Here is a 22,813-nt window from a genome sequence, read left to right as displayed (position 1 = left end):
TCCTCGCTGATGCCGGCGGTGCCCCAGGCCCGGCCGAGCGCGAGCTCGGCGACCCTGCGGCGCTGTGCGTCGTCGCCCCAGATCCACACCGGTGCAGGTGAACAGCGGCTGGAACACCTCGCGCGTCTCGTCCGCGACGTCCCGCGCGATCGCCCGGCCGTGGGCCGCCTTGCCCCTGGCCGTCCTGGCAGTGAACGCCGGGGGGAGTGCCCAGCGCGTGCGGCGGGGGAGCCCTCTCCGGCCCACGTCGGCCTCCTGGTGTCGGTGCCGCGACCGGGCGCGGCCGCGGTCAGAACTTGATGCCGCCCAGCAGGCTGGCCAGGCTCGCGCCGCCCGCCTTGATGCTCGGCGCGATCGCCGTGCTGGACAGGTAGAAGCCGAAGAGCGCGCACACCAGCCCGTGCGACGCTTTCAGGCCGTCCTTGCGGAAGAAGAGAAAGGCGATGACTCCGAGCAGGACGACGCCCGAGATGGAGAGGATCATGGGATTCTCCTGGGTACTGGGGGACGGTCACCGTGGGTCCCTCCAGCATCACAGATCGTATTATTCCGGCAACTGGGGACACACCCGTACGGAGGACCGCACACCATGCCCGAGCCGACGCCCGAGAAGCCGACTCCCGACGAGCCCGCCCACGATCCCGAGATGCTCCAGCTCGCGGCCAAGGTCTTCGACCTGGCCCGGCACGGCGACACCGACACCCTGGCCGCCTACGTGGACGCCGGCGTCCCCGTGAACCTCACCAACGACAAGGGCGACTCGCTCCTGATGCTCGCCGCCTACCACGGCCACCCCGACGTCGTCCGCTCCCTGCTGGAGCGCGGCGCCGACCCCAACCGCACCAACGACCGGGGGCAGACGCCCCTGGCGGGCGCGGTGTTCAAGGGTGAGGAGGAGATCGTGCGGATCCTCGTCGCGCACGGCGCGGACCCGGCCGCCGGGGCGCCCTCCGCGATCGAGACGGCGACCGTCTTCGACCGCAAGGACCTGATGGAGCTCTTCCAGGGGCGGTGAACGCCCCGGCCGGGCCGGGGTGCTGACATACCGTCAACGCCCCGGCCGACGGCGGTCTCTCACAACCTCTCGCAACCTTCTTAGAGCCGCCGACTATCAACTCCTCATGCCCTTCATCACCTCCCGTCGAACCGCCCGCGCCGCCGCGGTGGCGCTGGCGGCGACCTTGCCGTGCGTCACCCTCGCCGCCTCCTCCGCCGGCGCGGCCGCCCCGCGCGCCGCGCAGTCGGCCCGCGTCCACGGCCACCTCGTCGACGTGCCCGTCCGGGGCGGCACCGCCACTGTCGACACCACCACCCTGCGCGTGACCGCCCGCACGGCGGCCGGCGCGACCCTGGAGCTGTCCGCGCCGGCCGCCACCGCCCCCGGCACGCCCGGGCCCGTCACCACCACGGCGGACGGCGCCCGCTGGACGTACAAGGACACCGGGCTGACCGTCACCGTCCGCGCCGGCAAGGGGCGGCTGCTGGTCTCCGTCCGGTCCACCGGCACCGCCGACCGCACCCTGAAGTGGCCCGTCACCGGCGCCGACCCGGCCGTCTCCGCCCGGCTGAGGTCACCCGCTAGCCGGGGTTGCGGGCAGTCGTGCCGCTCGGCAATGGGGGTGCACCACCGGCCCACCGGCCCGCCCCACCCGGCACCGGCGGGTCAGCGATACGACGCCAGCACCGTGTCAACGGTGTCGGCGTCCGACGCCCTCTTGTCCTCCCGGTACCGCACCACCCGTGCGAACCGCAGCGCCACCCCCGCCGGATACCGCGTGGACCGCTGCAACCCGTCGTACGCGATCTCCACCACCAGCTCCGGGCGCACCCGCACCACGAACCCGTCGTCGCTCACGGCGAGTTCCCGCAGGCGCTCGGTCTGCCAGGTGAGCATCGCGTCCGTCAGTCCCTTGAACGTCTTGCCCAGCATGGCGAACGAGCCGTCCGGGCGGCGGGCGCCCAGATGGAGGTTGGACAGCTTCCCGCTCCGCCGCCCGTGGCCCCACTCGGCGGCCAGGACCACCAGGTCCAGCGTGAAGACCGGCTTCACCTTCAGCCAGGACGCGCCCCGCCGCCCGGCGGTGTAGGGGGAGCCGAGGGCCTTGACCACCAGGCCCTCGTGCCCCCGCTCCAGCACCGCGCGGGAGAATTCCCGCGCCGCCGCCCGCGCGGCGGGGGCCGCCGGATCGGGCACCTCCAGGCGCCGCACCCGCAAGGGCTCCGGCACCACCCGGGCCAGCTCCGCGTGGCGCTCCGACACCGGCAGCGCGAGCAGTTCCCGGCCGTCGACGGCCAGCAGGTCGAAGAAGACGGGCGACAGCGGCAGGGCCGCGCCCGCGCCCGGCACGTCGAGGCGCGAGCCGACCCGGCCGGCGACGTCCTGGAAGGGACGGGGCCGGCCCGCCGCGTCCAGCGCGATGACCTCGCCGTCCAGGACCGCCGAGGACACGGGCAGTTCCGACGCCGCGGCGGTCAGCTCGGGCAGCCGTTCGGTGATCTCGTCCAGCGTGCGGGTGAAGACCCGCACCGTCCCGTCCGCCACGTGCACCTGCACCCGGATACCGTCCAGCTTCTCCTCCACCGCGCAGGGCCCGAGCCGGTCCAGCGCCTCGTCCACGTCCTTCGCGCTCTGGGCGAGCATCGGCTGCACCGGGCGGCCCACCCGCAGCCGGTACTCCGCCAGGGCCGCCGGCCCCTCCGCCAGCAGGGAGCGGGCGACCGCGCCCAGGGAGCCGCCGAGCATCACCGCGCGCCGCACCGCCTCCGGGGCGGCGCCCGACGCGGCCGCCAGGCCCTCGACGGCCATCGCGTCCAGCGCGCCCTGGCGCAGCTCACCCCCGATCAGCCGCAGCAGGAAGCGCTGTTCCTGTTCGGTCGCCCGGCCCAGCAGGGCGTGCGTGAGCCGCTTCCGCTCGGCCTGCGCGCCCTTGCCGCTCACCGCGGCGATGCGGCCGAGCGCCGCGTCGACCTCGGCCACGGTCAGGGACGGCCCGGGCGCCGGGGCGGGGCCGTCGCGCAGCGTGCTCCAGCCGACCCCGATCCGGCGCTGCGGCAGCCGGCCCGCGAGATACGGGATGACGACCGGCGCGTCGTCGGGCTCGGCGTCCCGGAACAGCCCCGCCAGCAGGGCGGTCTTCGCCGACCGCGCATTCGTCGCGGCGACCTCCTCGGAGACCCGTGCGAGCTCCGCCAGCAGCATGTACCCATGATGCGACCGCTCAGGACGCGGCGCCCTCCCGGCCGGCGCCGTCGCTGATGCGCAGCAGCAGGGCCACCATCAGCCAGTTGGCGACCAGCGACGACCCGCCCTTGGCCAGGAAGGGCAGGGCCTTGCCGGTCAGCGGGATCAGCCCCATGACACCGCCGGCCACCACGAACACCTGGAGGGCCAGCGCGGCCGCCAGCCCCACCGCCAGCAGCTTGCCGAAGGGGTCGCGCGAGCGCAGCGCCACGCTCATGCCGCGCTCGGCCAGCAGCGCGTACAGCATGAGCACCACCATGGTCCCGGCCAGCCCCAGCTCCTCCCCGACGGTGGTGAGGATGAAGTCGCTGCGGCCCGCGAAGCCGATCAGCTCCGGGTGGCCCCGGCCCAGTCCCGTACCGGTGAGGCCGCCGCTGCCGAAACCGAACAGGGCGTCCGCCAGCTGGCCGGAGACCAGCCCCTTGGGCCTGCGGTCCGCGGGCAGGAAGATGTCGAAGGGGTGCAGCCAGGCCACGATCCGGCCCTTGACGTGCGGCTCCAACGAACCCACGACCCCCGCGCCCAGCGCCGCCATCAGCAGGCCGCACACCACCCAGCCGGTGCGCTCGGTCGCGGCGTACAGCATGGCGACGAAGAGCCCGAAAAAGATCAGCGAGGTGCCCAGGTCGCGCTCGAGGACCAGCACCAGCAGGCTGAGCACCCACACCGCCAGGATCGGGCCCAGCTGTCTGCCCGGCGGCAGCCGGACCCCCAGCACCTTGCGGCCGGTCAGCGCGAGCGCGTTGCGGTGGATGACCAGGTAGCCGGCGAAGAACACGGCAATCATGATCTTGACGAATTCGCCGGGCTGGAGCGACAGCGGCCCGAGGAAGATCCACCGCTTGGCGCCGTAGGTGTCGCCCGGGAAGAACGCGGGCGCCATCAGGAGCACCAGGGCCACGGCCATCGTCACGTAGATGTACCGCTGGAGCCGCCGGTGGTCGCGCAGCAGCACCAGCACCCCGACGCAGACCGCCACCCCCATGACCGTCCACGTCAGCTGCCCGGGAGCGGTCGGGGACGAGTGGTAGCGGGCCCGGTAGGCGAAGTCGAGCCGGAACAGCAGCACCAGCCCGAGCGCCGAGAGCAGCACGGCCAGCGGCAGGATCACCGGATCCGCGTGCGGCGCCCAGCGGCGCACCGCCAGATGGGGCACCAGCGCCAGCGAGACCAGCGCCGCGACGAAGCCCGGCAGCCCCTCCGGGACCCGGCCCGTCACCGACAGTCCCGTGTAGACGTAGCCGGAGCAGCCGACGAGAACGGCGAGGGCGAGCAGCAGCGCCTCCCTGGCCCGCCGGCCCCGCACGATCTCCGCTTCCACCCCGTCATGATGACGCGCGGCACGCGGTGCGCGCGCGGATTCCCCTTCACTGTGGGTGACGTCGCGCACACTCATAGGGACCGCCGTAACCGGCCGTCGACGCGTCGAGTTGACGCCACGACGGCACCCGACACAGGACGGAGCAGTGGTACATCCATGAGCAAACGCCAGAAGGGCCGCAGGCACCGCCGGGTCAACCGCACCCCGCGCCCGGTCGGGTCCGCCCGGCCCCAGGGATCGCCCCAGCCCGCCGTCCGGATCCCGGCCCGGACCGTCCCCGGCCTCGGCCGGCACGAGGCCCGTACGTGGGACGGGCTGCTCGCCGTCGGCGCCGCCGGCGCGTCCGTCGAGGAGCTGTGCGCCTCCGTCGGCTACCAGGCACGCACCATCCTCAAGCACGTCAACGGACTCGCCGGCCACGGCCTGGCCGAGCTCCGCGGCGACCGCTGGTACGCCACCGCCGAGACACAGCCCGTGAGCCCGTGAGCCCGTGACCCGGACGGGGCCGGGGGAATCCCGCACACCCCCGGCCCGGCCGGTCCTCAGCCGAGCTGCCGGGCCCCGCCTCCCGCGTCCCTCCCGCGCGCCAGGGCGGCCAGCACCGCCTCATGACCCAGCAGCGCGTCCGCCGCGCCGTCCAGCGAGCGTGCGGCCGTCTCCGCGCGCTCGGCGTGCGACAGGATCCGCAGGCGCAGCTCCACGCCTTCCGCGCCGGGCAGGGTGACCGCCGCGGCGCTCACCCGCAGCCGCCCGGCCTCCTCCCGCAGCCGGTCCGCCTGTGCGCGCACCGTCCGCGACCAGGACGCACCCGATCCGCTCACCACACCACCCCCTTCGACAGCGGCGACGCCCACGGTGCGAACGCGTTGCCGACCCCCTCCAGCGCGGGGCCGAGCTCCGGATGGTGGCGCAGCAGGACGTCGCGCATGCTCGTGCGGTCGACCCACTCCAGGCCCTCCGCGGTGTAGACCTCGGGCCGGTAGTCCGTGGTGAAGAACCGGTCGCTCTTCAGCCGGCGCGACGCCATCAGCACGAACACCCGGAAGGCCGTGTCGCTGAACGCGAACCCCCGCGGCCTGGGCTCGGCGTACATGCCGACCATGGTGTCGACCCGGTCCAGCCGCCCGTCGTAGACCTCCCGCAGCTCGGCCGCCAGGACCTCGTCGCCGCCGGTCAGCTCCTCGAAGGTGGACACCGGCGGGCGGTGCAGCGCCGCACGGAAGGCGGTGTAGCGCGGAACGCCGCGCTCCCGGTCGCGCAGCACGTCCACCGTCCCGAGGTCCACGTGCTCCCCCGAGATCCGCAGCAGATCGCGCAGGCAGTCGGGGTGGTTGTGCAGGGTGACGGCACCGGGATGCATGGTGCCGAAGGAGTACAGCAGGTCCGCGAAGCCCCACTGCTCGACCGCCTTGCGGGTGGCCAGCGCCTGCAGCGGCTCGAAGTCCGTCCGCTCGATGAGCGCCCCCGTACGGTGCGAGCGGATCTCGTACTCGTCACGGATCAGCGGGTGCAGCCGGTAGGCGGAGACGAATTCCTCCGTCATCGAGTACGGGGCCGTGTGGTGGCGGGTCGGGGAGCCCGGGATGCCGAAGAGCATCTCGCCCTTGCCGAAGCGGCGTACCCGGCGGCGCAGCCGGGCGGGCAGCACGCCGTACCAGTTCATGTGCATCGCCGCCCGGGTGACCGGCTGGGCGATGGCGGCCGGCGTCCACTCCACCGTGTGGATCTTGGCCATGACCGCCGCGTTGACCAGCCGCGCGGTGTGGAACAGCCGCTCGTCGTCCCAGGTGGGGTGGACGGAGGCGATCCGGTCGCAGATCGCGTTGTGCTCCTTGGCGAAGAGCGTGTGCAGCAGCGACAGGCCTACCCAGTAGTTGTCGTTGAAGCCGGTCAGGTCGATGCCGGACAGCTCCTGCCGCCGCTCGTCGGGCAGCCGGCCGCCCACCAGGGCCAGCTTGCCGTGCTCCCCGGTGCGCAGCGACCGGCACCGCTCCTCGCTCGAACCGTAGATCTGCGAGCCGTCCCACCAGTGGGTGACGGTGTTCTCGTACGTGGGCGGGCGGCTGTTGCCGGTGTGCGCGACCGGGTCGGGGCGGCTGCGGCGCACCATCATGGGGCACTGCGGCCAGTCGTCGTCCTCGGCCGGCGGCACGTCGAAGGGCTGGTCGACGAGGTTGTCGCCGTGGCTGAACCAGCCGTGGTTCTGGAACTGGATCCAGGCCGCCGCCAGCATGTTGAGGCTCAGCGCCGGGCGGAAGCCGCCGTCGCGGGCCAGCAGCCGCCGGCTGACCTCGCGCGGACCGGGTGTGAACAGGCCCTTGTCCTCCGGGTCGGGGAACGTCTGCGGCAGCGGGCAGTTGCGGTCGAAGCGGGTGCCGGCCCGGCCCATGTCGGCGTCGTGGGGGTCGTAGCCGGAGCCGTCGTAACTGCGGTACGGCAGCAGCTCGGGCGTGGGCCTGCGCGGGCGCTCGCCGCCGGCCCCGTAGGTGTCGTACAGGTTGTGCGCGCGCAGCAGGTCGCGCTGCCGTTTGAGCTCCATCAGCGCCAGCGGGAAGGGCAGGGCGTGCCATTCGCGGCGCGGTCGCGGTGCCGGACTCAACGTGATCGCTCTCCAGTGGGACTCGTGGGATGTACGGACGGTCGTGGGATCAGCGGTCGTACAGGCGGAAGACGACGGTCTCCTCCACCCGGCCCCGGTAGCCGGCGAGCAGTGCGTCCACCCGGTCGCGGGCCTCGGGGACCACCTGGTCCAGGCTCTGCGCGTACACCCCGGCGCTGTGGCACTGCGGGAAGTCGTGTGAGCGGTCCACCCAGGTGATCTCCAGCCAGTCCGGCGGCACCGGGAAGACGGAGACCGGACTGCGACCCTCCAGATTGGGCACCACATCGTGCTCGTTGACGAGGCTGACGACGCGGGTCGCCGGGTCGAGGGGGCGTTTGAAGTCGATCGGCGAGCCGACGGCGACGACATGGGTGAGCCGCCAGCGCCGGTCGACCTCGGGCAGCTCGGCCAGGTTCATCGCGGTGATGCCGCCGAGGCTGTGCCCGACCAGGGCGAGCTCCGAGCCCTCCGGGACGGCCCGGGCCAGCGCCTTGCGCACGGCCCGGGTGTAGGGGGAGTCGTTGCGGCCCACCGCCGTGACCGCCCCGACCAGGTCCTGCGGGGTGCGGTTGCGGGGCCGCCCGAAGGCCATCCCGGGCAGCAGCACCAGATGGCGGTCGACGCCGTCCGGGCCCGTCACGCGCCGCACCAGCATCCGGCCGTCGGTGCCCAGGGCCGCGATGGCGCGCAGGTGGTCGGCGATGCCCCCGCCGTGCGCCGGCAGGTCCGCCGGTACCGCGTCCGGGGGCTCGGCCACCGCCCGGCCCGGGCCCCGGTCGAAGCGAGCCCAGGACCCGATCCGGGTGCCCAGCAGCGGATCGGCGTCGGCCCGGGTGCCGGTGACGATGTGCCAGGCCGCTTCGTCGTTGAACGGGTTCTCGTCCACCAGGGCGTTCCACGCCAGCACCTCGGTGAGCGAGGGCGCGAGCACCGCCAGCGCCCGCTCGGCGCCCAGATCCCGTACGTTCTGCCGGAAGACCCGCAGCGCGCGCAGCTGCCGGTCGGCCTCGACCGCCTCCAGCAGCCGCCGGACCGGGCCCTCCCGGTCGAACTCCGGATGCCGCACCGCGCACAGCCGCACCCGCAGCTTGAGCGAGGTGACCGCCACCGCGACCGCCAGGCTCTCGCGGCTGGTCAGCACCCCGCCCAGCCAGACGGCCCGGCCCACCGGACCGCCGTCCGCCGCCCACCCCAGCCCGGCCCGTGCGGTCAGGGCCCGGGTCAGGGAACCCAGGGCCCGGGCGCCGCTGCGCGGCGAGCGGGCCAGCGAGGCGGCCAGCAACGGATCCGTCGCGACGGCGGTGAGCACGCGGCCCGCGTCCCGGATCGCCCCCGCCGTCTCGCCGAGCGCCCGGGCCAGCGCCGACAGACCCGCCACGTCCACCCCGTCCGGAGCCGCCTCGTACGGCTCCGCGCAGGTACCGCTGCCGGTCGTCACGCCTCCTCCGGGATCCGGTAGGCGCGGTAGCCGATCCGCAGCCGGGTGGCATCGAAGCCGTACGGCAGCTTCCGACCGGGGCCCAGCCGCACGCCCGACACCGCGATCTCCCCGCCGCGCAGGAACTCCGCGACGAAGCCCGTCGCCAGCAGCAGCCCCAGCTCCATGCCGCTGCACTGCGCCTCGCCCCGGCTGAACGGGCTGACGGCCCAGTCCGCCTCCGCCGTGCCGTCCAGCCACTTCTCGGGCGCGAACCGGTGCGCGTGGTCCAGACGTTCACCGTCCCGGGCGTGGAAGGCCGCCGGCACCAGCACGTTCACGCCGCCGGGGGCCACGGACGACCGCCAGCGCGTCTCGGCCGTGGTGCGCCGCATCAGCGAGGGCACCGGCGTCCACAGCCGCACCGCCTCCTGCACGCACGCCCGCACGTACGGCATGGCCTCGAAGCCCGGCACCGTACGGGCGCCGTGCCCGCTGTCGGCCGCCGCGACCTCCCGGGCGGCACGCTCGTAGTGGCGCGGGTGCGTGGCCAGCAGGGCGAGCGCCTGCACCACCGCGGCGTGCACCGCGGCCAGCGCCATGAACCAGTGCGCGACCTGTGCCTCCGGCGCGGTCTCCGGGCCCCGGGGCGCGCTGCGGAACACCCCCGTCAGGCTGCGCGGATCGGCGTCGCACAGATATCTCGCCTGACGCTGCATCATCTTCCGCCGGGTCCGGCGGATCCGCCCGGAGCGCCGGCGGCGCGCACCCAGCCAGTTGGCCTCCAGCAGCAGCGCCTCCAGCAGCCGGGAGAACTCCTCGTCCCCGGCGGCCGCCTCGCCCAGGAAGCAGCGCCGCCCCATGCGCTCGATCCGCGCGCGGATCTCCTCCGGCGTCAGACCCGCCTCCGCCCGGGGCGCGAGCAACGCCCGGGCCTCCTCCCCGGCCACCCGCAGGAAGTGACCGGCGAGCCGGTGGACGGGCTCGCCCGCGTCCAGCACCGCGTCGTTGAAGGCCCGCCGCGCGGTGCGCTGCCGGCCGTGCGAGGTCACCAGCGCGTCGGGCTGCACACAGGCGAACCCGCTCACCTTCTCCCACGTGTCGACCGCGTACACCTCGACCGGCCCGGCCAGGACCTGCCGCGCGTCCTCGGCGTCCAGCACCAGCAGGGTGGGCCCGGCGGTGCCGCGCACGACGACCGGGCCGGGCCCGTGCCGGTGCCGCATCCGGCGCATCAGCTGTGCGGCGCGCCGGGGGGTGTCCAGCCGGGCCAGCGGCCGCGCGAGCCGCGGCCGCGGCCGGAAGATGCCCTTGAGATAGCTCGGCAGGAAGTAGGTGAGCAGGAGCCCCAGGTTCTCGCCGGACGAGGCGACGGGCAGCGAGCCGACCGGGAGGCCGTCGCCGTAGGCGCAGCCGGTGCCGAGGGTTTCGAGCGGCCGCCTCATGCCAGCACCTTCCCCGGGTTGAGCAGGCCCTCGGGATCGAGCAGCCGTTTGAGATCCCGGTGCAGCCGCAGGGCACGCGGGGAGAGCTCGCGGGCGAGCCAGTCCCGCTTGAGGGTGCCCACGCCGTGCTCGCCGGTGATGGTGCCGCCCAGCTCCAGACCGGCGGCCATGATGGCGTCGTACGCCTCCCGGGCGCGCCGCACGGCCGACGGGTCCGACCGGTCGAAGACGACGGTCGGATGCAGATTGCCGTCCCCGGCGTGGCCGACGGTCGAGATGTACAGGCCGTACTCCCCGGCGATCCGCTCGATCCGGTCGACCAGGGCCGCCAGCCGGGAGCGCGGCACGGCGACGTCCTCGATGAACGCCGTGACGTCGCCGGGCATCGTCACGGCCTGGGCGCTGAGCGCGGGCAGCACCAGCCGCCGGGCGTCCAGCACCTGCCGGGTCTCCTCCTCGCCGCTCGCCGCGGTCACGGCCAGGGCACCCGCCTCGCGGCACAGGCGCGCCATCTCCCGGACCGCCTCGGCGGCGTCGGGCGCGTCGCTCGCCGCGATGAGCGTGGCGGCCGCGTCCCCGGCCAGCAGGGGATGACCGAGGGCGGCGACCGCCCGCGTCGTCGTACGGTCCAGCAGCTCCAGCGCGGACGGGACGTGGCCCGCGCGGACGATCGCCCCGGCGGCCTCGCCCGCGTCGCTCGCCGAGGCGAACCGGGCGAGCAGCGCCAGGGCGGGCGGCCGGGGTGGGCGCAGGGCCAGCGTGGCCTCGACGATGACGCCGAGCGTGCCCTCCGACCCGACGAACAGCCGGGTGAGGTCGTAGCCGGCGACACCCTTGACCGTGCGCCGCCCGACCGTCAGCAGCTCGCCGTCGGCGAGGACGACCGTCAGCCCGAGCACGTAGTCGGCCGTGACGCCGTACTTCACGCAGCACAGGCCCCCGGCGCCGGTGGCGATGTTCCCGCCGATCGTGCAGCTCTCCCAGGAGGCGGGGTCCGGCGGATAGCACAGGCCGTGCCCGGCCACGGCGGCGGCGAGATCGGCCGTGACGACGCCCGGTTCGCAGCGGACCAGCCGGTTGGCCGCGTCGATCTCCAGGACGCGGTTCATCCGGACCATGGAGAGCACCACGCAGCCGTCCACGGCGTTGGCCGCCCCGGCGAGCCCGGTACGGGCGCCCTGCGGCACGACCGGCACGCCGTGCGCCCGGGCGGTGCGCATCACGTGCCGCACCTGGTCGACGGTCTCCGGGCGGACCACCACGGCGGGTCTGCCCGCCGCGCTGAAGGGAGCGGAATCCCTGCTGTGCCGGTCGAGTTCGGCGTCGTCGGTGCTCAGGGCAGCGGCGGGCAGGGCTTCGCTCAGGTCCGCGAGCAGCGGACTTCCGACGGATACGGTCATGGGCAGCTCCATGCGACGGACGTGCGAGCAGGCATGCGGAAGGAAGCGCCGGACAGGGGCGCGGACGGTGTGCGGCCTCAGAGGGACGGCGGAACCGTGGTGACGGGGGCCTCGATGAGCACCGGCCCGTTCCGGGCGGTGGTGGCCCCGGCCACCAGCTCGGCGAGGTGGCCGGGGTCCTTGGCCCGGTGCGCGGGCACCCCGTAACCCCGGGCCAGCGCGCACATGTCGATCCCGGGAAGGTCCAGGCCGGGCACGCCGGGGGTGTTCTCGAAGCGCCCGAACCACTTGAGGATCGCGTACTCCCGGTTCGCCGGGATCACGAAGGTCACCGGCACGTGATGGGCGGCGGCCGTCCACAGGGCGGTGATGGCGTACTGCGCGGAGCCGTCGCCGACGACCGCCACCACCGGCCGGTCCGGCCGGCCGAGCCCGGCGCCGACGGCCGCCGCCATACCGAAGCCCAGGCCGCCGCCGGTGGTCATGAGGAACGAGCCCGGCCGGCCGATCCGCACGTGCTCCCGGAAGAGCTGGAGGTTCGAGGGAGACTCGTTCACCCACAGCGTGCCGGCGGGCGCGGCGCGCGCGACCGCGGCCAGGGCGGCGGCCACCGGCATCGGTTCACCGGCCTCCTGTGGCCCGGCCGGGTCCGGTGCGGGTGCGGCGGGCGGCCGGCCCGGGACGGCGCCGGGGTCGCCCTTCTCCACCAGCTCGGTCAGCGCCTCCAGCGTCGGCCGCAGCCCCGCCACCAGGGCGTCGCCGACCGGGGCGCGGGCCGCCTCGCCGGGGTCGCTGGTGAGCAGCACCAGCTCGGCCCCCTCCGGCAGCAGCGGCCCCGGCACATAGGGGTAGTAGCGGAACACCGGCGCGCCCACCACCAGCACCAGGTCGTGCCCGGCGAGGGCCCGCGACAGCGGGGCGATGGCCGCCGGGAGCACCCCTCGGTAGAGCGGATGGTCCTCCGGGAAGCCGACCCGCCCCTCGACCGGCGACGCCCACACCGGCAGCGCCCGGCGCTCGGCGAGCGCCACCGCCGCCTCCCACGCGCCCTCCGCGTCCACCGAACCGCCCGTGACCAGCACCGGATTGGCGGCCTCCGACAGCCGCCGGGCCAGCTCCACCACGCACGGCCCGGCCGCCGCCGTGCGGCCCTCGACCCGCCGGCCCGCGGCCCGCCGGGCGGCCGCGGTCTCCGCCTCGTCGAGCTCCACGTCGAAGTCGTCCATCGGCAGCGACACGAACACCGGCCCGCGTGGCGCGCTCTCCGCCTCGTGGAAGGCCCGGGCCAGGGCGGCGGGCACGTCCTGCGCGCGCGGCGGCTCACAGGCCCACTTGACGGCGGGGCGCGGCAGCAGCGTGGCGTCCACGTTGGTCAGCAGCGCCTCCATGGTCATCATGGCCCGGACCTGCTGACCGGCCGTCACCACCAGCGGCGTGTGATTCGCGGCGGCGGTCACCAGCGCGCCCATCGCGTTGCCGACCCCGGGCGCGGTGTGCAGATTGACCAGCGCGGTGGAGCCGGTGGCCTGCGCGTATCCGTCGGCCGCCCCGACGACGACGGCCTCCTGCAACCCGAGGACGTACCGCAGGTCGGCGGGGAAGTCCCGGAGGAAGGGCAGCTCGGTGGAGCCGGGGTTGCCGAACACCGTCGTCACTCCGCGGGACCGCAACAGCTCAACGGTGGCCGCGCGTACGGTCGTCATGCCTCGCACCTCTCGGGTCGAAGGGCCGGGGGTGCCCGGTCGGGGAGGGGAGCATTGCCACTTCCCGACCGGCGAAGCCACGACGGCCGAGGATCACCCGATATTCATCCGAGCGGGTGAAAAGCCCAGGCCGGACGCCGTCCTTCCACTCCGATGGCCCTACCGTCGCCGCCATGCCTGACATGGATGAGATGATCCGACGGATTCGCCGGGACATGGACGCGGAGCTGCGCAAACGCGCCCGCCGGGCGCTCGGCGATCAAGCCGGCTGGACCGTCTCCGGGGACTCCGGGGAGGAGACGCGGGTGCCGAGCAGCCGGCTCGCCACGGACAGGAGTGCGAACCAGCAGCCGAGCGCCACCCACCCCCAGACACCGAGCGCCAGCAGGAACCCCATCAGCACCGGGCCCACGATGGTGACGACCGTGAACCCCAGGTTGAAGAACGCCAAGTAGCTGCCCTGCCGCTCGGCGGGCGTACGGGCCACGGCCAGCCCCCAGCTGCCAGAGGTGTGCCACAGCTCGCCCACCGTCAGCAGCACCACCAGACCCGCCAGCAGCACCCCCGCCGCCCAGCCCGGCAGCCCGTCGCTGAGCGGGGTCAGCAGGCAGACGGCCGCCAGGCACAGGCCCGCGCGCACCAGCATGCGGCGGGCCGTGGCCGGACGCTCCGAACCCCGGCTCATCCGCACCTGGAGCACCACCGTCAGCACGGTGTTGACCACCAGCAGCAGGGACGCCAGCCAGCGCGGCGCGTCCGTCCGCTGCACCAGCCACAGCGGCAGCCCGATGGACAGCACGAAGGCGTGCAGCGACAACGCCCCGTTGACCACGGTCAGCGCCACGAACCCCCGGTCCCGGGCCACGCCCTGCCGCCGCTCTCCGCCCTTGCGCCGCACCGCCGTGTCCGGCAGCCGCCGCGCCACCCAGGCCGTCACCGCGAACGCCAGGACCGTGCAGCCCAGGACGATCCGGTACGCGGCCGGCGTGCCGACCGCCGCGGCCGCCGCCGCGGGCAGCGCACCGAGGGCGTAACCGGCGTTGCGTAGCGCCCGCGTCGCGGCCAGGGCCGAGACCCGCTCCCGCTCGTCGGCCGCCATCTGCAGCACCATCGCCTGGGTCACCGGCCCGATCGCCCGGCTGATCAGCCCCGCCGCCGCGACCGTGACCACCGCGGTCGCGAAGTTCACCGCCAGCAGCACCGCGCAGAACGCGGCGGCCCGGTAGACGAAGAAGAGCACCAGCGCCCGCCGGGCGCCCAGCCGGTCGGCGAGCGCGCCCAGGGGCATCAGCCCGACCAGCGAGGCCACCCCGGAGACGGACAGCACCACACCCGTGTCGACCGTGCTCAGCCCCACGCCCTGGGTCAGATAGAGCGCGGAGAAGGCCAGGTACATGCCCAGGCCGACGGCGTCGATCGCCACCGCCACGTACAGCCGGCGCAGCGGACCTGTGGCCCGGAACGGGCGCACCGACTCCGCGACGGCGGCCCGCACACGCCCGGTGGTCCGCGTCCCGTCGCTCATCTCGGCTCCCCTCCCGGCGGGGTGGCTTCGGGTGGTGCTCATGCCGAACGCTCCTGGCGCTGACCCGCGCCCGGCGGGCCGAAGTCGAGCACGGCGCCGTTCCCGCCGCCGGCCGGCACCCGGACCTCGCTGGCCGGGGCCCGTACCCGGCTGCCCGCCGGCAGGTCGGTCAGGACGAGGGCGTGCGCGCCGACCAGACAGTCGTCGCCGACCGTCACCGGGCCGAGGACGGACGCGTTGGCGCCCACCACGACCCGGTCGCCGAGCGTGGGGTGGCGGCGCTCGCCCGGCGGCCGCCGGCGGTCCCGCCACCAGCCGACGGCACCGATCGTCACCTGGTGGTAGAGCGTCACGTCGTCCCCGATCACCGCGTCCTCGCCGATGACGACGGCCGCGCCGTGGTCGATGAACAGCCGCCGCCCGATGACCGCGCCCGGATGGATCTCCACGCCGCCGGACAGCACCCGCCCGGCCAGCGACAGCAGCCGCGCCGAGGCGCGGTGCCCCCGCCCGTACCAGCGGTGCGAGACGCGGTGCAGCCACAGCGCGGGCAGATGGGACGCGAGCAGGGCCTCATGGGTCCGCCGCACGGCCGGGTCGCGCTCCAGCACCACCCGAAGGTCCTCACGCAGCCGTCGCACGGCCTGCCGCCGGCCGCTCACGCCGCACTCCTGACGCCGGCGCCGGTGCCGGCCCGCATCGCGCGGGTGAACCGGACGAGCTGGTCGGCCATGGCCGTGCAGCGCGTGCGGATCGCGTCGGCCTCCGCCAGCGAGTGCCGCCCGGCGAAGTCCGATGCCACCGTGCACACCTGTTCGGGCACCGGCCAGCCGCCGAGCGCCTTGACGACCTGGCGCAGCTGCTCGACCGCGACGCTGGAGCCGCGTGGACCGCCGGCGTTGGCGGCCAGCCCGATGGCCTTGCCCTCGAAGGTGTCCTTCGGCAGCAGGTCGAGGGCGTCCTTCAGCACTCCCGAGTACCCGGCGTGATAGACGGGCGTGCCCAGGACGAGCGCGTCCGCGCCGCGCGCGGCCGCGATGAAGTCACGGGCGGCGGGCACCGGATGCGGCGCCTCGCTCCAGTAGGCGTCCGGATGGGAGCGCGGCAGCTCCAGCTCGCCCAGATCGGCGACCGTGACCTCGAAGCCGCGCTCCGCCAGCAGCACGCCGACGTGCCGGACCAGGGCGGAGGTGTGGGACCCCGGGCTGGGACTGCCCACGACGCACAGGGCCCGCATCAGCGCTCACCCCGCCCCGGCTCGTCGGCGTAGACGACCGACGTCTCCGCCTCGACGAACGCCAGGCGCTCGCGCACCTCGGCCTCGCTCGCGCCGGTCACCACGTAGGTGGCCAGCGCGCCGCCGGCCAGTCCGACCGGGGTGAAGCGGCTGCCGGGCACGGCCGCCAGCCGTCGCTCCACCAGCCATTCCGCGGGAATCGCGGCATCGTCGATCTCGGCGATCACGCCCTCCCGCCCGTAGCGCATGAAGAAGCCGGCGGCCGCGCCGCGCCGGGGGAACGTGGTGGTCGGGTCCTCGTCCATGGCCAGGCGCACCATGGCCTCGCTCAGATTGACGCCCGTGACGGCCTGCACCACCGGGATGATGCCGCCGCCCCCGGCCCGGCAGGCGACCTCGTTGAACAGCAGCCGGCCGTCCTCGCGTTCGAACGCCTCCAGGTGCAGCACGCTGTTCCCGACCCCGAACGCCTCGATCACCGCACGCGTCAGCTCGTCCGCGCGCGCCCGCACGTCCGGATCGTCCACGGTGACCGAGGACAGCGGCCGGCCGGTGGTGTGGGAGAGCGTGGAGGACAGGTACCGCGAGACCACGCAGGTGTGCACGGCACCGCGGCGGACCACGACGTCGATGTGAAGCATCGGCGCGTCGATGAACTCCTCCGCCTGATACCCGCTCAGATCCACCGATGGTTCGGCGTCCAGCGCGCGCAGCTCGTCCGCGTGCGCCACGACGTGCACGCCGCGCGACCCCGCGCCGTCGCGCGGCTTGAGGACGATGCGGCCGTACTTCTCCAGCAGCGGCAGCGCCTCCGCCGCCGACTCGACGGGCGCCCAGTCCGCCACCTCCAGACCGCCCCGCTCGGCCACCCGCTTCATCGCGGGCTTGTCGCGGAACGGCGTGATCGCGGCGACCGGCGGCCCGGCGGCGCCCAGCCGCTCCCGCAGGTGCGCCACCGGCAGCAGCAGGGCCTCGGTGAAGACCAGCACCCGGTCGAAGGCCCGGCGCCCGTGCACGGCCGCGGCCAGGGCATCGCGCAGCCCGTGGTCGCCGATGTCCAGGGCCAGCACCTCGGCGCACTCGCCGGGGCGGACCTGGTGGACCACCTCCGGGCGGGTGATCAGCGTGACGCGGTGGCGCTCCGGGTCCAGGGCCGGGGAGCCGTCCGGCAGCCGGTAGCGGTCGTAGCCCACGCGGTCGACGAAGAGCACGTGCTCCTTCTCCACCGGCTCCAGCTCGATCGCCAGCGCCTCCTCGACCGTCGCCGCGTTGGCCACCGCCCGGTCCGCGTCCTCGCCCGTGACCAGCAGGGACAGCAGGTGCGGGAACTTCCCCGGGTCCACCACCGTGCCGGCCGCGAAGCGCATGCTGATGTTGCCCAGGAAGCCGAACCGCCCGCGCAGCTCCGCCGGGTCCGCCACATGCGCGATCCGCATCGGCCGGTCCGGGCCCGGCACCGTCCGTACGCACACCGCGCCGCGCGGCCGTGCGCCCGTCGGGGCGGGCAGGCCGGCGGCGACACGCAGGATCGACGCGACGATGTCGTGGTCGGAGGCGGCCCGGAACATATTGCCCATGGGCCCGCCGAGCCGGGCGTTGACCTCGATGCAGCGCGGCCCGTCCGCCGTCAGCTTGACCTCGGTGTGCACCGCGCCGGTGCGCAGCCCCAGCGCGCGGATCGCCGCGCCCGCGTGCGCGGTGACCGAGGCGCACTGCCCGGCGTCGAGCGCGGAGGGATAGACGTGGCCCTCCTCGACGTAACCGTGCCGCATGGCCAGCTTGTCGACCACCCCCAGGTGGTGCACCTCGCCGTCCTGGACCAGGCTCTCGACGCTCACGTAGTCCGCGTACCGCTCGTCCGTGTGCCAGGCGCTGCCGACCAGCACCTCCTCCAGCAGGTAGAGGTCCTCCTTGACGAGGAAGGGCGAACGGTCGGCGGCGGCCACCGCGTCCCGGTAGGCCCGCTCCAGCTCCCGGGCCGAGGAGACCTTGCGCACCGACATGCTGGCGGCCCCGTACGCGGGCTTGAACACCGACGGGAAGCCGACGCTCTCCGCCGCCGCCGCGAGGTCCGCCTCCGTGCGGATGGCCGCGAACCGCATGTCGAGCACACCGGCGTCCCGTAACGCGACGCGCTGCGCCAGCTTGTTCTGCGCCGCCCGCACGGCCTCCGGCGGATTGCCCGGCAGGCCGAACTCGGCCGCCAGGTCCGCCTGCGGCTGGATGAGCAGCTCGGAGAAGGTGGCGATGCCGTCGAGCGGATACGTGCGGTGGATCTCCCGCGCCGCCGCGTACGCCTCCTGAAGGTCCGGGCAGTTGCGCCATACTCCGGTGAACCGTTCCTGCCACGCCTTGCGCACGGCCGAGACGTCGACCCGCCCCCAGGCCTGCACCTGCACGACGCTGAGCCGGGAGGTGACCGTCGCCGCCGAGTCCAGGGCGCCGGCCAGCGGCAGGCCGCCCGCCCCGGCGAGGATCAGGATGTGGGGTCGGTCCGCTGGGGTGTTCGGCATCAGACGCCTCCTTCGTGCGGTGAAGCTGCGGCTGCCGTCCGCGGGTCGCCCTCCCCGGGCGTCACCCGCAGCACGACCCGGTCCAGAGCGGCCCGTGCCGCCGCCGTGGCCTCGGCGGCGGACGCACCGGTGGCGATGAGGAAGCCCAGTCGTTCGGCGTTGACCCGGGCCGGGCGGACGTGTTCCCCGGGCTCGGCGTCCAGCAGCACCCGGGCCACGCCCGGCGCGCTGCGGGCGCCCTCCAGGTCGATCCCCGTCAGCACCCCGCTCTCCCGGGCGACCACGGCCCGGATGCAGGCGACCCCGCTGGTCGGCGCCGGCACCGGCGAGCCGCCCAGCGCCAGGTCGATCGCGTCGTGGTAGACATCGTGGCCGAGGACCAGATTCATCATCTCGGGCACGAACCCGCCCACCAGACGGCCGTTGACCTCGATGATCTGCGGCCCGTCGGGACCCAGCACCAGCTCGGTGTGCGTGTGCGAGCGGGTCACCCCGACGGCGTCCAGCGCCGCGCCCGTCACGGCCACCACGGCCTCCAGCTGCTCCGGCGACAGCTCGGCCGGGAAGCAGCCGCCCAGCTCCACCGGGTACGGCGGCGGCGCCAGCACCCGGTCCGTACAGCCGTAGAAGTGGTGCCGGCCGTCGACGGTGAGCATCTCGCAGCTCACCACCGGCCCCGGAACGTACCGCTCCACCAGAACCCGGCCGGCGCCGACGATCGAGCGCCCGTAGTCGCGCGCCTCGAAGGTCTGCTCCGCGATCCGCGCGACCTCGCCGGGGTAGTGCGCCACCCCGACGCCGAGCTTCCCGGACCCGTCGGTGGGCTTGACCACCACCGGGTAGCCCAGCTCGCCGGCGGCGGCCACCGCCTCCTCGGCGGTCAGGGCGAGCCGGAAGTCCGGCTGCGGCACGCCCGCCTTCTCCAGCAGCGTCCGCACGGTGTGCTTGTCCCGCAGCCGCACCGACGTGCCCGGCGGCTCGTAGGGCACGCCCAGCCGCGCCGCGGCCTCCGCCGTGCAGCGCAGATGCGGCTCGCTCAGGGTGAGGACGCCGTCCACCGGGTGGTCGCGGTGCAGCGCCTCCAGCGCCGCGCCCAGCGCCTCGGCGTCACCCGTGGTGATCCCCTCCAGTACGCGGGTGGCGTGCGCCAGGTCCGCTCCGGCGCCCTCGGAACGCAGATACGGCCGCACGGAATGGGCCACCAGCGTCACCTCGTGGCCGAGCGCGACGGCCTCCCGGAGCAGCCCGAAACCGGCGGTCAGCCGCGACTCGACCAGGACCAGGTGCGCCATCTCAGCCCTCCCCGCGCCGGGCGAGGACCAGCAGGTACGTCCACTCCGGCCGTTCCCGGGGCACGCGGCGCTGCGCGATGACCGCGAACCCGGCGTCCGCCAGCATCGCCTCGGCCTCCGCGGTGGTGAACTCCCGCGACAGCCGGCCGTCGCCGGCCGTGTGCAGCACGCCCTCGGTGTCGGTCTCGGCCCGTGCGAACAGGCTCACCGCCAGCAGCCCGCCGGGCCGCAGCCGGCCGTGCAGGGCGGCGAGGTAGCCGGGGTGGTCCTCGGGGAGCTGATGGTGCAGCACACCGTTGTCCAGCACGGCGTCGAAGACGTCGAGCGCGCCGCCCTCGGCCAGTTCCCGCACGTCCCCGGCGGCGAAGCGGACGCGCTCGCCCCAGCGGGCCGCCGCCCGCTCCCACTCGGGGAGCCGCACCAGGTCCACGGCGGTGACGCGGTGGCCCGCGGTCAGCAGTACCTCGGTGTCCCGCAGCCGCCCGGCGCCGATGTCCAGGACATGGCTGCCGGGCTCGATCCGGGTGCCCAGCAGTTCGACGAGGTGGCGCATCGCGGGCTCGCCCGTCCAGGAGTCGCGGCCGCTGTCGTAGAGCGTCTCGAAGGAGCGGTGGAGCACCGCGCGGTAGTCGTCGGTGGCGCCGGTCGCGTCGGCGGCGGGGGGTGTGCCGGGGGCGGATGCCTGTGCGCGGTCCATGGCTGAGGTCATCGGTCTATGCGCTCCCATTCCTCCGGGGTCCCCGCGTCGGGGAAGACGGTCACGACGGTGGCGGAGGGCGGCAGGGCAGCGGCGATCTCCCGGGCGACCAGCCAGTTGGCCGCCGCGGAACTGCCGATGCGCACGCCCGTGCGGTCCCGGAACTCGGCCATGCCCGCCACGGCCTCGGGGTAGGTGATGGTGTGGTGGTCGATCTCGTCGTCGTGCAGGGTGACGAAGGGCTGCCGGACGCCGTCGCCCATGCCGCCCGAACCCCCGTACTTGGGCAGTCCGTTGGGCGGCTGCTCGCTGCCGTAGGGGAGTTCGCCCGGGGTCACGCCCACCGCCCGCACGTCCGGGTGGGCGGCGCGCAGGGCGCGCAGCACGCCGATCAGGGTGCCGCCGGTGCCGATCGAGGCGACCCAGGCGGCGGGCTTACGCCCCTTCAGCCCGTCGACGATCTCGGCGCCGGTGGACCGCTCGTGGAAGAACAGATTGGCCGTGTTGCGGTGCTGGTAGAGCAGCGTCCACTCGGGCTCCCGCCGGGCGGTCTCCACGGCCGCGCGGACGACCCCGAGGAAGCCGAGCTCCTTGTCGATCAGGTCGACGCGGGCGCCGCGCGCGGCCAGGGTGTCCAGCAGGCTGCCGGGGCTGGCCGAGGAGAGCATGAAGCGCGCCGCGATCCCCAGGTCCGCGCAGAGCCCCGAGAGGGCGAGCGCGAGATTGCCCCCCGAGTACTCCAGGAGCCGGAGCTCCGTCAGCGGCCGGTCGCCGTGCGCCTGTAGGGCGCTGCCGAGCAGGGCGTAGGCCACCCGGTCCTTGATCGATCCCGCCGGGTTGTGCCATTCGCACTTGGCGAGCACCTCGGCGCCGCCGTCCGGGCCCGGCACGGGGACCAGTGGCGTGGAGCCGAGCCGGCTGCCGAAGTCGCCGTAGGCGGGGTGCGCCCGCTCCAGTGCCGCGTAGTCCACGGAGTCCACGGCGTCGACGGCCACTGCCCGGGGCAGCGCGTAGGGCGTCTCCAGCGGCACGAGGGGGGTGTGCGGGCGGTCGCCGAGGGGGTCTGCTCCGCCTCCGGTGGACGAGTGGTGAATGACGGTGGCATCCGCCATGGCGGTAGCGCTCCCTCGACGAAGTGAGCAGCCTTGCCGGCGAACGCTGCCGAGTGGCCGGCCGACTGCGGGTCACCCGAGCATGCGTCGGGGGCACGGGGCCGACCAACGGCGGACGGCGCACTACGTCACCTCACGGCCGCACGTCACGGCTCCGCCGCCCGGGGCAGCGGGCGGCGGAGCGTGGGGAAGCGGTTCGGCGGACGGGGCGGTGTCGCGCTGGTGCCCCGGAGGGGCCGGCGCTCAGCCCCGGGTGCGGGACCTCCTGGTGACGCCCATGCCGGCCAGGGCCAGCGCGGCGAGGCAGCACACCACGCCGACGATGATGTTGCTGACGACGGCCCGGGTGACGAAGGCGTGCCCGGCCACGACGAACGGAGAGATGATCGTCCAGACGCCTACGCACAGGGCGGCCCAGCTGTTGGCGTGCGTACGTTCGTAGGCGTTGGTGAAGCCACCGGCCAGACAGGCGAAGGCGATACCGGTGATCAGGTTGGTCACCGCCAGTGTGGTCGCGCCGTAGAAGCCCACGATCCACGGTGAAGCGGCCAGATAGACGCCGCACACCAGGGCGAGCGCCTCGACGGCCTGTGCGCTGGGGGCCGCGGTCGTCTCCTCGGAGTGGGCGCGGAGCGCCAGGATGTCCGGGTGCTGGTCGATGCGGGGCGACGTAGGGGCGGTCACGTCAGCCACCTTCTTTCCATGTGGAGACCAGAAGGACCTGGGTTTTATTTTAACCCAATTCCCCCTGCTTTCACCCTGTTAGCGGAATATGACATGCCTGCGTACCGAGGCGTTCGGCGGGGAAGGCATTCCGTTCCAGGAACACGGAAGCGGGGGAGGAGCGACTGCCATGGAAGAGAGCACACAGACGGAGGACCGCGCCGACGGAGCGGACCTCGGCCCCTCGGAGAACGCGATCCGTCCGCGCTCGGTCGCGCTCGGCGACGGCCGGACGGCAGCCGTCCCGGCCGACGAGGACGACACGGACCCCGAACCGCACATCGTCCGGGGCCTGGACTGACACGACCTGACACGGAACGTTCCCCGGGCGGAAACGTCCCCGTGGCCGTCGGCACCCGGGGGGTGCCGACAACTACTCCATGCGGGTCGTCATCGTCACCGAATCGTTTCCGCCGGACGTGAACGGCGTCGCGCACTGCGCCTGGCAGACCGCCGCGCACCTCGTACGGCGCGGCCACGAGCCGCTCGCCAAACGGGGTGCGCCACGGCGCGGCCGGCTCCGCCCCAAGAGAAATCGTCACTCTGACGAAATCCGGGGTAGCATCGTTCCCATGAACTCAGCGG

21 protein-coding genes and 1 pseudogene are annotated in these 22,813 nt (G+C 74.5%); 4 read left to right on the top strand and 18 right to left on the bottom strand.

Annotated features, from left to right (window positions below; genetic code table 11):
- Positions 1 to 289: 289 nt before the first annotated feature.
- A complete protein-coding gene (locus AB0K09_RS10330) occupies positions 290 to 484 on the bottom strand; it encodes a hypothetical protein (protein ID WP_366064886.1) in 195 nt (64 codons plus the stop codon).
- 105 nt (positions 485 to 589) lie between these two features.
- Here AB0K09_RS10330 and AB0K09_RS10325 point away from each other — a divergent pair, with 105 nt between their 5' ends.
- The gene (locus tag AB0K09_RS10325) at positions 590 to 1,015 is read left to right on the top strand and encodes an ankyrin repeat domain-containing protein (RefSeq protein WP_366064885.1); all 426 of its coding nucleotides are present in this window, start codon (positions 590 to 592) and stop codon (positions 1,013 to 1,015) included.
- 96 nt (positions 1,016 to 1,111) lie between these two features.
- Here AB0K09_RS10325 and AB0K09_RS10320 read toward each other — a convergent pair whose 3' ends face one another.
- The 3 genes from AB0K09_RS10320 to AB0K09_RS10310 all read right to left on the bottom strand — a co-directional run bounded on the left by AB0K09_RS10320 (position 1,112) and on the right by AB0K09_RS10310 (position 4,562).
- Positions 1,112 to 1,507, bottom strand: coding sequence for a hypothetical protein (locus AB0K09_RS10320; RefSeq protein WP_366064884.1), 396 nt, complete (start codon positions 1,505 to 1,507; stop codon positions 1,112 to 1,114).
- 156 nt (positions 1,508 to 1,663) lie between these two features.
- Complete coding sequence (locus AB0K09_RS10315; RefSeq protein WP_366064883.1) at positions 1,664 to 3,199, bottom strand: ATP-dependent DNA ligase; 1,536 nt, start codon at positions 3,197 to 3,199, stop codon at positions 1,664 to 1,666.
- A 19-nt stretch (positions 3,200 to 3,218) separates the two neighbouring features.
- Positions 3,219 to 4,562, bottom strand: a complete 1,344-nt coding sequence (locus AB0K09_RS10310) for an FtsW/RodA/SpoVE family cell cycle protein (protein ID WP_366064882.1) — start codon at positions 4,560 to 4,562, stop codon at positions 3,219 to 3,221.
- A 156-nt stretch (positions 4,563 to 4,718) separates the two neighbouring features.
- Between AB0K09_RS10310 and AB0K09_RS10305 the strand changes: the two genes are divergently transcribed.
- The gene (locus AB0K09_RS10305) at positions 4,719 to 5,048 is read left to right on the top strand and encodes a hypothetical protein (protein WP_366064881.1); all 330 of its coding nucleotides are present in this window, start codon (positions 4,719 to 4,721) and stop codon (positions 5,046 to 5,048) included.
- 56 nt (positions 5,049 to 5,104) lie between these two features.
- On the opposite strand, the gene AB0K09_RS10300 is transcribed toward AB0K09_RS10305, so the two are convergent.
- The 14 genes from AB0K09_RS10300 to AB0K09_RS10235 form a co-directional block, all read right to left on the bottom strand.
- Complete coding sequence (locus AB0K09_RS10300) at positions 5,105 to 5,383, bottom strand: hypothetical protein (RefSeq protein ID WP_366064880.1); 279 nt, start codon at positions 5,381 to 5,383, stop codon at positions 5,105 to 5,107.
- On the bottom strand, positions 5,380 to 7,161 hold the full coding sequence (locus AB0K09_RS10295; protein WP_366064879.1) for a peroxidase family protein: 1,782 nt from the start codon (positions 7,159 to 7,161) through the stop codon (positions 5,380 to 5,382). Before AB0K09_RS10295 ends, AB0K09_RS10300 begins: the two co-directional genes overlap by 4 nt.
- 49 nt (positions 7,162 to 7,210) lie before the next feature.
- Positions 7,211 to 8,602, bottom strand: a complete 1,392-nt coding sequence (locus AB0K09_RS10290) for a hypothetical protein (protein ID WP_366064878.1) — start codon at positions 8,600 to 8,602, stop codon at positions 7,211 to 7,213.
- Positions 8,599 to 10,026, bottom strand: a complete 1,428-nt coding sequence (locus tag AB0K09_RS10285) for a cytochrome P450 (RefSeq protein WP_366064877.1) — start codon at positions 10,024 to 10,026, stop codon at positions 8,599 to 8,601. Before AB0K09_RS10285 ends, AB0K09_RS10290 begins: the two co-directional genes overlap by 4 nt.
- Positions 10,023 to 11,426 (bottom strand): FAD-linked oxidase C-terminal domain-containing protein, encoded by a 1,404-nt coding sequence (locus AB0K09_RS10280; RefSeq protein ID WP_366064876.1) that lies wholly within the window; start codon positions 11,424 to 11,426, stop codon positions 10,023 to 10,025. Before AB0K09_RS10280 ends, AB0K09_RS10285 begins: the two co-directional genes overlap by 4 nt.
- Positions 11,427 to 11,503: 77 nt before the next feature.
- Positions 11,504 to 13,129 carry a benzoylformate decarboxylase gene (mdlC, locus tag AB0K09_RS10275; protein ID WP_366064875.1) on the bottom strand — a complete coding sequence of 542 codons (1,626 nt, stop codon included), beginning with the start codon at positions 13,127 to 13,129 and terminating at the stop codon, positions 11,504 to 11,506.
- 259 nt (positions 13,130 to 13,388) lie between these two features.
- Positions 13,389 to 14,696, bottom strand: coding sequence for an MFS transporter (locus AB0K09_RS10270; RefSeq protein WP_366064874.1), 1,308 nt, complete (start codon positions 14,694 to 14,696; stop codon positions 13,389 to 13,391).
- Complete coding sequence (epsC, locus tag AB0K09_RS10265) at positions 14,693 to 15,316, bottom strand: serine O-acetyltransferase EpsC (RefSeq protein ID WP_366064873.1); 624 nt, start codon at positions 15,314 to 15,316, stop codon at positions 14,693 to 14,695. Before epsC ends, AB0K09_RS10270 begins: the two co-directional genes overlap by 4 nt.
- Positions 15,313 to 15,891, bottom strand: a complete 579-nt coding sequence (locus AB0K09_RS10260; protein ID WP_366064872.1) for an NADPH-dependent FMN reductase — start codon at positions 15,889 to 15,891, stop codon at positions 15,313 to 15,315. Before AB0K09_RS10260 ends, epsC begins: the two co-directional genes overlap by 4 nt.
- Complete coding sequence (locus tag AB0K09_RS10255; RefSeq protein WP_366064871.1) at positions 15,891 to 18,404, bottom strand: ATP-grasp domain-containing protein; 2,514 nt, start codon at positions 18,402 to 18,404, stop codon at positions 15,891 to 15,893. The genes AB0K09_RS10260 and AB0K09_RS10255 overlap by 1 nt, the downstream gene beginning before the upstream one ends.
- Positions 18,404 to 19,696: an ATP-grasp domain-containing protein gene (locus AB0K09_RS10250; RefSeq protein WP_366064869.1), complete on the bottom strand. Its 1,293-nt coding sequence runs from the start codon at positions 19,694 to 19,696 to the stop codon at positions 18,404 to 18,406. Before AB0K09_RS10250 ends, AB0K09_RS10255 begins: the two co-directional genes overlap by 1 nt.
- A 1-nt stretch (position 19,697) precedes the next feature.
- On the bottom strand, positions 19,698 to 20,405 hold the full coding sequence (locus tag AB0K09_RS10245) for a class I SAM-dependent methyltransferase (RefSeq protein ID WP_366064868.1): 708 nt from the start codon (positions 20,403 to 20,405) through the stop codon (positions 19,698 to 19,700).
- Positions 20,402 to 21,505, bottom strand: coding sequence for a pyridoxal-phosphate dependent enzyme (locus AB0K09_RS10240; protein WP_366064867.1), 1,104 nt, complete (start codon positions 21,503 to 21,505; stop codon positions 20,402 to 20,404). Before AB0K09_RS10240 ends, AB0K09_RS10245 begins: the two co-directional genes overlap by 4 nt.
- A gap of 243 nt (positions 21,506 to 21,748) precedes the next feature.
- Complete coding sequence (locus tag AB0K09_RS10235) at positions 21,749 to 22,189, bottom strand: SPW repeat protein (protein ID WP_366064866.1); 441 nt, start codon at positions 22,187 to 22,189, stop codon at positions 21,749 to 21,751.
- A 169-nt stretch (positions 22,190 to 22,358) separates the two neighbouring features.
- On the opposite strand from AB0K09_RS10235, the gene AB0K09_RS10230 reads away from it, so the two are divergent.
- Together AB0K09_RS10230 and AB0K09_RS10225 are read left to right on the top strand one after the other, a co-directional pair.
- Positions 22,359 to 22,529 (top strand): hypothetical protein, encoded by a 171-nt coding sequence (locus AB0K09_RS10230; protein ID WP_366064865.1) that lies wholly within the window; start codon positions 22,359 to 22,361, stop codon positions 22,527 to 22,529.
- A 79-nt stretch (positions 22,530 to 22,608) separates the two neighbouring features.
- Positions 22,609 to 22,813: pseudogene (locus AB0K09_RS10225) on the top strand (glycosyltransferase family 1 protein); the annotation flags it as partial.

Origin of the sequence: Streptomyces sp. NPDC049577 (genome assembly GCF_040675635.1) — a bacterium.
GTDB lineage: Bacteria > Actinomycetota > Actinomycetes > Streptomycetales > Streptomycetaceae > Streptomyces.
Note: the sequence above shows the minus strand (reverse complement) of the source record. Positions and strands in the feature narration are given on the sequence as shown.